This is a genomic window from Mycobacterium sp. 1245852.3 (assembly GCF_001669335.1).
Taxonomy (GTDB): Bacteria; Actinomycetota; Actinomycetes; order Mycobacteriales; family Mycobacteriaceae; genus Mycobacterium; species Mycobacterium europaeum_A.
The window spans coordinates 1-9,243 of the sequence record NZ_LZLL01000541.1 but is presented as its reverse complement, the minus strand read 5'-3'; the positions used below and the strand labels follow the sequence as shown (position 1 = coordinate 9,243).

The following is a 9,243-nucleotide window of genomic DNA, read 5'->3' as shown; positions in this document are numbered from 1 at the left end:
CGACCCCCGTCGAGGACCTGGTCGCCTGGCTGGGGCCGACTGTGCAGCGCTATCTGACGGCTTAGTACCGCGAGCAGACGCAAAAGCCCCCCACACGCCGCGCGGGCGGGGGCTTTTGCGTCTGCTCGCGGGTTAGGTGCCGGTCCACTTCGGCGGGCGCTTCTCGGCGAAGGCGATGGCGCCCTCCTTGGCGTCGTTGGAGGAGAACACCGGGGCCAGCAGCTTGTTCTGCTCGGCGAACATCTCCTCGGGGCTCCAGCCGCGGGACTCGACGATGATCCGCTTGGTGGCGGCCACCGCGAGCGGCCCGTTCGCCGCGATCTTTTCGGCCAGCGCGATCGCGGTGTCCAGCGCCGCGCCCGGTTCGGCCAGCACATTGACCATGCCCAGCGCATGCGCACGCTCCGCGCTCAGGTTCTCACCGGTCAGCGCCAGCTCCATGGCGATCGCCGACGGGATGCGCTGCGGCAGCCGCAGCAGCCCGCCACCGCCGGCGACCAGCCCACGCTTGACCTCCGGGATGCCGAACGCCGAGTCCTTGGAGGCCACGATCAGGTCGGTCGCCAGGGCCAGCTCGGTGCCGCCGGCCAGCGCGTAGCCCTCCACCGCCGCGATCAGCGGCTTGACCGGCGGACGCTCGGTGAAGCCCATGCCACGACCGTCGACGATGGGCAGTTCGCCGCGGGCGAAGGCCTTGAGGTCCATGCCCGCGCAGAACGAGCCGCCCGCGCCGGTGAGGATCCCGACCGACAGGCCGGTCTCGTTGTCGAGCCGGTCGACTGCGGCGGCCAGGCCGTTGGCCACCGCGGAGTTGACCGCGTTCTTGGCCTTGGGCCGGTTGATCGTGATGATGAGGATTCGATCCCGTTGTTCGACCAGAACTTCGGGTTCGTTGGCGTCGTCGTTCCCAGTGCTCACGGGCCGCACAGCTCCTTCAGGGAATGGGGTGGCATTCGGATAGCTCCTGTCGGACCGATGGTAACGGTCGCCGGAAATGGCGTTAACGTCCCCCGAGATCCCGCTTACCGCCGAAGGTGATCAGCTACCGATCCGGCCCGGTCAGGCCGGAGCCATCGCCGCCTCGACGACCGTCAGCTTTTCGGAAAGCCCTGCGGCCCTGCGAATTTCGATGAAGTCAGCGACCATGGCGTCGGAAACCTCGTGCGGGTCTTCGAGCGTGGACCCGTCGCAGAGCACCGAGATGTTGAGCTGGTCGACATAGCTCCACACGGTGATGTTCAGGCCGCTGCCGGCGGTCAACGGCCCCACCGAATAGATCTCGGTGACCAGCGCCCCGCCCACCCGGCCGCGCTCGCGCGGTCCCGGGACGTTGGAGATGTTCAGGTTGAGGATCTTGTTGTGTCCGTCGCGACCGGACGCCCAGCGGAAGAAGGCCTGGGTGGGCCGGGGCGGCATGTAGGCCGCCCACCTGCTGACCAACTCCGGGCCCATCAGCTGGTTGCTTTCCTTGGCGGCGATGGCGTTCTCGTGGCTGCACCGCACCCGCTCCAGCGGATCGTCGGAATCGGTCGGCAGGCCCACCAGCACGCCGGTGAAGCGATTGCCCGAGATCCGTTCGGGCGAGAAGTCGAAACTCATCGGCACCGACGCCAACAGCGGTTCGGCCTTGCCGTCGTACCGCAACAGCAGGGTGCGCAGCGCCCCGGTCGCCATGGCCAGCACCATGTCGTTGATCGTCGCCCCGAGCCGCTTGCCGGTCTCCTTGACGTCGGCCAGGGCCAGGGTGGCGGTGGCGAACCGCCGTACCGGGGTGATCTTGTGGTTCATGAAGGTCGGCGGCGGCTCGAAGGGCCGGGTCAGCTCCGGGGATAACTTGCGTGTGCTGCGGCGCACCCGCCCAACACCTTGGGCGGTGTAGCGGATGGTGTGCGGCAGCCGCCCGACATGGCGCATGTGATCGGCGAAGGCCGACACCATCAGCTGCCGCGAGGTGGGGGCCGGGTCGCACACGTACGGCTTGCCTTCCGGGCCCGGCTGCAGATCCATGCCGCGGGCCAACAGGTTCGCCGAGGCGACGCCGTCGGCAAGGGCGTGGTGGATTTTGCCGACGACCGCAATCCGGTTGTTGGCCAAGCCCTCCACGAAGTACATCTCCCACAGCGGCCGGCTGCGATCGAGCTGGGTGCTGGCGATTTGCCCGATGGCCTCGTCCAGTTCCCGGCGGCCCCCGGGCGGCGACACCCGCCAGGGGCGGATGTGATAGTTCAGGTCGAGTTCGCAGTTCTCCCGCCACATCGGGTGGTGGAAGCCGAAGGGCACCTCGACGAGCTGGTAGCAGAACGGGTCGAGCTTGCTCAGCCGCCCGGCGATGACTTCGCGAAAGGTGTCGACGTCCAGTGACCGGCGGTCAGCGTCCAGCTCGATGACGGCGGCCTTGATGGTGTGCATGTGCACGTTCGGCGCTTCGCTGTACAGCAGTACGGCGTCCCACCCGCTAAGCCTCTTCACCCCTGCCCCTTGCCCATAGAGGGACCATACTCAGCGGTGGCTGTTCAGATAACCTCTTTTGCCCCGACGCGTGTCTTGGTGCGGTAAATCTGGTTCAGGAACAGCGAAGTGACGTGCGCCGCGGCGCCGGCTCGCTCGCCGTCGAGCAGGTCATAGCCGTGACCGGCGCCGGGGAATTCCAGGTAGCCGACCATCGAATGCGACACCGCCCGCAGCCGCTCGACGAAGCTGCGCGCCTGCTCGACCGGGATCACGGTGTCTTTGCTGCCGTGAATGACCAAGAAGGGCGGCGCGTTTCGGTGCACGCGCGCGATCGGAGACGCGTCGCGGAAGATGTCGGGGCGACGGGCGATCGACTTCTTCACCACGACCCGCTCCAGGAATTCGACGAACCGCTCGCGCTCCGGCGTCGAGCGGTCCTCCCAGTCGTAGCGGCCGTAGATCCCGACGACGGCGTCCACCGAGGTGTCCGCGCCCTCGGGCAGCTTCGCCTGGAACTGCGGGTCGTCGGGCGTCAGGCCGGCCAGCGCGCTCAGGTGGCCACCGGCCGAACATCCCGCTACCGCAACGAAATCCCGGTCGCCGCCGAACTTGTCGACGTTGGCGCGCGCCCACGCGATGGCGGTCTTGACGTCGACGATGTGGCGCGGCCAGCGGTGGTGCGGCGAGACGCGGTAGTTGACCGCCAGGCACACCCAGCCCTGCTCGGCGAGCCGGGACATCAGCGCCGACCCCTGGCCCATGCACTTGCCGTGCACCCAGGCGCCGCCCGGCAAAAAGATCAGCACCGGCGCGGGTTGGGCGGGCAGGTCTTTGCGCCGCCAGACGTCGAGCACCTGATCGGGGTGGTCCCCGTAGTGCACGGCGCGGCGATAAAGGTAGCGGCGCTGGCGCAGGCCATCCCAGATCGGCGGTGTCTTCTCGGCGACGGGCCAGTCCGTCTCGAGATCCGCGGCCGCCACGACCCCGCGCAAGGCGGCGAGGGAGACCTGCTGGGTGCTGGCGCGGTCACGGCGCCGGACGTCGTTGATGCCGGGGGTGAACCAGTCTTTGGTCGCCGCGGAGATCGCCTCCGGCGCGTGCCGAGCGCCCCAGACACCCATGGCGGTCAACCCGCCGAGGGGCTCGAGATGCTTGCCGACCACGGGCAGCGAAGCCCCGGCCACACTCAACGCCAGCGCATAGTCACCGGGGCGGGCCCGCAGCAACCATTTCACGCAATTGGTAATGCCCGGTCCATTCGCCGTCATGAACGGGACTGTACCCCTCACGGCGTTTCGCAAACTGACGTTTCCACAGAACGGGGCGCCGTGCTGGAACCGCTTTGCCGGGCGTGCTCGCTGACCACGATATTTACGCTGTTTGAACAGCTTTTAATTGTTCGCTGCGTTCGCCGAATTTTGCTGTGTACGACACGCTTACCCGGCCACCAGGTCGGCGATGACCCGGCCACCGACAAGGCTGACGCCGGTCAGCGTCAGCCCCACCTGCGTGGCCAGCGCGGCGGCGCTGTCCACCCCCACGGACGCCCAGCGAAACCAGGGGCCGACCTCCCCCGCCGACTCCAGACGCACCCAGCGCGAACAGATCCCGATGGCCTCGGCCTCGAACTCGGCCACGCAACGCCCGCCGCGGGCCAGCAGCTCGAAGGCGCGCCCGAGGATTCGTCGCGGATCCCCGCCGAGCCCGACGTTGCCGTCGACCAATAAAACCGTCTGCCACAGGCCCGTTCCCGGCAGCGGCTCGAACACGTCGCCCAGCAGTGCCGGTGCACCACCGCGACCCGCCAGCTGGATGGCGGTCGCGGACCGGTCGATGCCCAGTGCGGGGATGCCCCGCTGAATCAGCCTCGCCACCAACCGGCCCGGACCGCAACCCAGCTCGATTGTCGGCCCGGTGCACATCTGCGTGACGGCTTCGTCGAAGATTTCGTCGAAGGCGTCACCAGATCCATCACCGGGACATCGGGCACCCAACCATCGGTGCGCCGGCAGTGGCCGCAGTTCGCCGTCGTCATGACGGATCCAACATCGCTCCCCGCCAAGTGCCCGATCGTAAAGTTGCCCAAGCATTTCACGTCCTCGCGTCCTGGCCGATCGGGCGGCGCGCCGACGCTCCCGTCCCTGCGGGACGTTGCGGCGACGCGCCGGCAAACCCCAACAAGCTGACGGCAAGCCCGTGCGCCAGCACTGCTTCGATACCCCGATCGTGGCTCGGTTAATCCACCGCACTGGTGCACGGGGCCGGAACCGAAATGGTTCAGTGATCAGGCGTGGACTTTCCCATCGACCCGCAGGTGAACCGACCCGTCGTCGGCGTGAACGGGATAGGCGGTGACCGGCGCTCCGCCGTTGGCGACCTCGCATCCCGATGCCAGGTCGTAGGTGAAGCCGTGCAGCGGGCAAATGACGACGTCGGCGTCCATGAGCCCGTCTGCCAGCGGACCGCCGCGATGCGGGCACACGGCGTCAAGCGCGCGCAGCGAGCCGTCCCGGCACCGGAACACCGCGATCTGCCGGCCGTCGACGACAAAGGTTCGGCCCTCTCCGACCGGGATCTGATCCACCGGTCCCAGGTTGACATCACTCATCGCACCGGCACCCGGGGCAGCGGGATCAGCGGCAACGACGAGCGAAATTGGCTGGCATTCGCGGCTTCTCGGCCATCGGTCCACGGATCTCGGTACGAGTCGACCGACTTCTGCATGCGGGCATCCAGGTCGGCGGCGATGCCGTCGCTGTCGAAGACCACGATGTTGCGAATCCGGTCGATGCCCACCCGCGGGACGAAGTCGTAGCTGCGCTCCAACCAGTTGGCGTTTTCGCGGTAGTACTGCAGGAACCGCCCGGTCAGCGCGATCACCTCGGCCGGGGTGCCGACGGTGGTCAACAGGTCGCCCTTGCGCACGTGTGCGCCGGCGGCGCCGCCGACGTAGATCTGCCACTGCCCGCCTTCGATTGCGACCACGCCGACGTCCTTACACAGCGCTTCGGCGCAGTTGCGGGGGCACCCGGTCACCGCGAGCTTCATCTTGCCGGGGCTGGGTATGCCTTGGAAGCGCTCCTCGATCGCAATGCCCAGCGCCGTCGAATCACCCAGGCCGTAGCGGCAAAAGTCGCTTCCCACACAGGTTTTGACGGTGCGGAAGCTTTTGCCGTATGCATACCCGGACGGCATGCCGAGGTCCGCCCACACCAGCGGGAGGTCTTCCTTGCGCACGCCCAGCAGATCGATGCGCTGGCCGCCCGTGAGCTTGATCATCGGGATGCGGTACTTGTCGGCGACGTCCGCGATCTTGCGCAGTTGCTCGGCGCTGGTCACCCCGCCCTTGAGTTGGGGCACCACGGAGAACGTTCCGTCCCGCTGAATATTGCCGTGCACCCGGTCGTTGATGAACCGGCCGTCGCGCTCGTCGACGAATTCGTCGCCCCACATCATGTGCAGCAGCGAGGACAACGCCATTTTGGATCCGGCGTCCTCGCGGCCCTCCGGCGCCAGCGCGGCGAAAACAGATGACACCGAGTGCAGTTCGAGCTCGCGGATCCTGCGCATCAGCTCCGGCTTCTCGTAAGGGATCCCCGGCACGTACCAATTGGCCGCGGCGTCGTGCGAAATCGCGGCCCCGGCTTCCGAGGCCGCCCACTCGACGAGCTGCGCGACCAGGCCCTTGCAGGATCCGCATCCTTTGCCGGCGCGGGTCGCCGACATCACCCCCTCGAGTGACGTCTGCCCGTCTCTCACGCACCGCACGATCGCGGACTTGTCGACCCCGTTGCAGTTGCATACTTGCGCGTCGTCGGACAATTCGGCCGCCCCGGTGGCTGGGTCCGGAGCACCGCCGATGTCGAACATCAGCGAGACGCGCTCGGGCGGTAGCGGGAGGCCGCGGTCGAAGGCCTGCATCAGAAACGCCACCTTGCTGACATCGCCGACCAGCGTCGCCCCGACCAATTTGTCGTCGCGCACCACGACTGTCTTGTACACACCCCGCCGCGGCTCGGAGTACTGCACGAATTCGTCGTCGTCGCGTTCGGGGCTCTTGATGCCCATTGCCGCCACGTCCACACCGGCAACCTTGAGCTTGGTTGCCGTGCGCGAACCATGGTATGCCGCACGGGGATTGACGCCCGTCAAATGATCGGCAAGCACGGTGGCCTGCTCCCACAGCGGCGCCACCAGGCCGTAGACCTGGCCGCGGTGCTGTGCGCATTCGCCGACCACGTAGATGTCGCCGTCATCGACCGAGCGCATGTGATCGTCGACGACGATGGCGCGTTCGACGGTCAAACCGGCGCGCACCGCCAACCCGACATTCGGCCGGATGCCTGCCGCCATGACCACCATGTCGCACGGCAGCCGGCTGCCGTCGTCGAACTCGATCGCCGACGGTGACCCGTCTCGAGTGAGCATCCTGGTGGTTCTCTTGCCCGTGTACACCTCGATTCCCAGCGCCTCGACCAGCCGCCGCAGGATGCCGCTCCCTTGATCGTCGAGTTGGGCGTTCATCAACGTCGGACCGCCCTGTACGACGCCCACCTGCAGTCCCCGGTTCTGCAGGCCTCGGGCGGCCTCCAGACCCAAGAGACCGCCACCGATCACGGCCGCCCGGCTTCGCCCGTCGGCGAAGCCGATCATGCCTGCGCAGTCGTCGAGTGTGCGAAAGCCGAAGACGCCGGGGGCGAGAGTCTTGTCGTCCGACCAGATGCCGTCCACGGGCGGGAAGAACGATCTGCTGCCGGTGGCCAGGATCAGCTTGTCGTAGCGCACGGTGCTGCCGTCGTCGGCGTGCACCAGGTGCGCAAAGGGGTCAACGCGCACCACCCGCACTCCCGCTCGCAGGTCAACGTCATTGTCGCCGTACCAGTCCAGCGGATTGAGATAGATTTCACGCGCATCGTCGGAGCCGGCCAGCACGTTGGAGAGCAAGATCCGGTTGTAGTTACCGTACGGTTCGTCGCCGAACACGGTGATGGAAAACCGCTCACTGCCGCCGCGCGCGATGATCTCCTCGAGCGCCCGCGCTCCCGCCATCCCGTTACCGACCACCACCAGGGCGGCCCGGGTCGGCGGACGGTGGCCGTTGGTTTCGCATTGAACGAGTGTGGTCATGAATGATCCTCGCGGGGGCTAGATTTCGACCAGGCCGATGTCGACGAACACCGTGCCGCTCAGCCCGTCCGGTGCGGCGAGGAAAACCTCGAGAACGGTGTCGGCGAGCAGGTCTTCGACGACCCGCAGCGGCACGTGTACGGCGGCTTTGGCGCCGATCGGGAAGTAGCGCATCGGGGCGCCGTCGCGCATCACCACGACGGTGATCAGCTCCTCGGTGCTGTTGCCGCCGCGGAAATACACCGGCTGGGCGATCGCGCCCGCCGGCACCAGGTAGCGCATCGACGCGTCGAGCGGCACCGGGGCGTCGTAGCCCTTGCCGTCGAACGCGAAGGCGCCCTGCAGGAATCGGGGCGTGCTGTCGTCACCCATATGTGTCAATCTCCTTCCCTGGAAACGATCGGCCCGGCGTGAATTGCGGACACGGCGACCGCACAGACCTTGAACGACGGCATGCGGGACTGCGGGTCGAGCGCCGGATTGGTCAGCCGGTTGATACATCCCGCGCCGCCCCAGTGAAACGGTGCGAAGACGGTGTCGGGCCGAATGCTGTCGTCCAGGCGGGCTCTCATCACGACCTCACCCCGGCGCGTGCTGAGGCGGACCTTGTCGCCGTCAGCGATTCCGATCCGTCGACCCAGTGCGGGATGCAACTCGGCCACCGGTTCGGATTCGTCATCGGAAAGTTGTGCCACGCGCCGGGTTTGGGTCCCGGATTGGTATTGGCGCAACACTCGCCCGGTCGTCAGGTAGTACGGGTAGTCGTCATCGGGCAGTTCGGCGGCGGCGCGTTGTTCGGTCGCGTGGAAGCGGGCCCGGCGGTCGGGCGTGGGGAAGTCCTCGACGAACAGTCGCGGCGTGTCGGGGTACAGCGCTGACGGGCAAGGCCAGAACACCCCGTCGTGGGCCTCGATCCGTTCATAGCTGATTCCTCTGTAGTCGGCCTTACCGCCCTGACTTGCCCGACGCAGTTCCTCGAACACCTCCTGCGGTTCGGCCGAAAAGCCTTGTGCCCCCAGTCGTTTTGCCAAATCGGTCGTCACGTCCAGATCGGAGCGCACCTCCCCGGGCGGCGAAACCGCCGCCCGGCGCAGGATCACCCGCCCTTCCAGGTTCGTCATGGTGCCCGACTCCTCAGCCCACTGCGTGGTGGGCAGCACCACGTCGGCCAGCGCGGCGGTCTCGGACAGGAAAATGTCAGACACCACGAGAAAGTCCAGCTCCGCCAGCTTTTCGGCGACGTACGTCGAGTTCGGTGCGGACACCGCGATGTTGGACGCCAGCACCCACAACGCCCGTACGCCACCGGGATTGCCGATGCCGCTGAGCATCTCGTATGCCGACCGGCCCGAGGACGGCAGGTCGGCGGCGTTGATGCCCCATACCTGCGCCACGTGGGCCCGAGCGACAGGATCGTCCAGCTTGCGATAACCCGGTAGCTGGTCGCACTTCTGCCCGTGTTCGCGACCGCCCTGCCCATTGCCCTGTCCCGTGATGGTGGCGAAACCGCTGTATTGACGGCCTGGCAGCCCCAGTGCCAGGGCGAGATTGATGAACGCCTGCGCCGTGTCGGTGCCGGAACTGTGCTGCTCGGCCCCCCGAGCGGTGAGGATCATCGCGCGACCGGCGTTGGCGAGCAGCCGGGCCGCCGCCACGATGTCGTTC

General features: G+C 67.4%; 8 protein-coding genes. All 8 read right to left on the bottom strand.

Annotated features, from left to right (window positions below; all coding sequences use genetic code 11):
- Nucleotides 1–132 precede the first annotated feature (132 nt).
- Nucleotides 133–927, bottom strand: a complete 795-nt coding sequence (locus A9W96_RS25005; RefSeq protein WP_369830868.1) for a crotonase/enoyl-CoA hydratase family protein — start codon at nt 925–927, stop codon at nt 133–135.
- Nucleotides 928–1,059: 132 nt separating this feature from the next.
- A complete protein-coding gene (locus tag A9W96_RS25000) occupies nt 1,060–2,469 on the bottom strand; it encodes a wax ester/triacylglycerol synthase family O-acyltransferase (RefSeq protein ID WP_067143872.1) in 1,410 nt (469 codons plus the stop codon).
- Between the two features lie 44 nt (nt 2,470–2,513).
- Nucleotides 2,514–3,719, bottom strand: a complete 1,206-nt coding sequence (locus tag A9W96_RS24995) for an alpha/beta hydrolase (protein ID WP_066866021.1) — start codon at nt 3,717–3,719, stop codon at nt 2,514–2,516.
- A gap of 168 nt (nt 3,720–3,887) precedes the next feature.
- The gene (locus A9W96_RS24990; RefSeq protein WP_066866023.1) at nt 3,888–4,541 is read right to left on the bottom strand and encodes an SAM-dependent methyltransferase; all 654 of its coding nucleotides are present in this window, start codon (nt 4,539–4,541) and stop codon (nt 3,888–3,890) included.
- A gap of 194 nt (nt 4,542–4,735) precedes the next feature.
- Entirely contained in the window at nt 4,736–5,059 is a 324-nt protein-coding gene (locus tag A9W96_RS24985) for a Rieske 2Fe-2S domain-containing protein (RefSeq protein WP_066866025.1), read from the bottom strand.
- Nucleotides 5,056–7,578, bottom strand: coding sequence for a nitrite reductase large subunit NirB (gene nirB / locus A9W96_RS24980; RefSeq protein ID WP_067143870.1), 2,523 nt, complete (start codon nt 7,576–7,578; stop codon nt 5,056–5,058). The genes A9W96_RS24985 and nirB overlap by 4 nt, the downstream gene beginning before the upstream one ends.
- An 18-nt stretch (nt 7,579–7,596) precedes the next feature.
- Entirely contained in the window at nt 7,597–7,950 is a 354-nt protein-coding gene (locus A9W96_RS31760) for a molybdopterin oxidoreductase (RefSeq protein ID WP_066876340.1), read from the bottom strand.
- Nucleotides 7,951–7,955: 5 nt separating this feature from the next.
- Nucleotides 7,956–9,243, bottom strand: a 1,288-nt coding sequence (locus tag A9W96_RS24970) for a molybdopterin oxidoreductase family protein (protein ID WP_156765398.1), incomplete at its 5' end; no start/stop codon positions are given.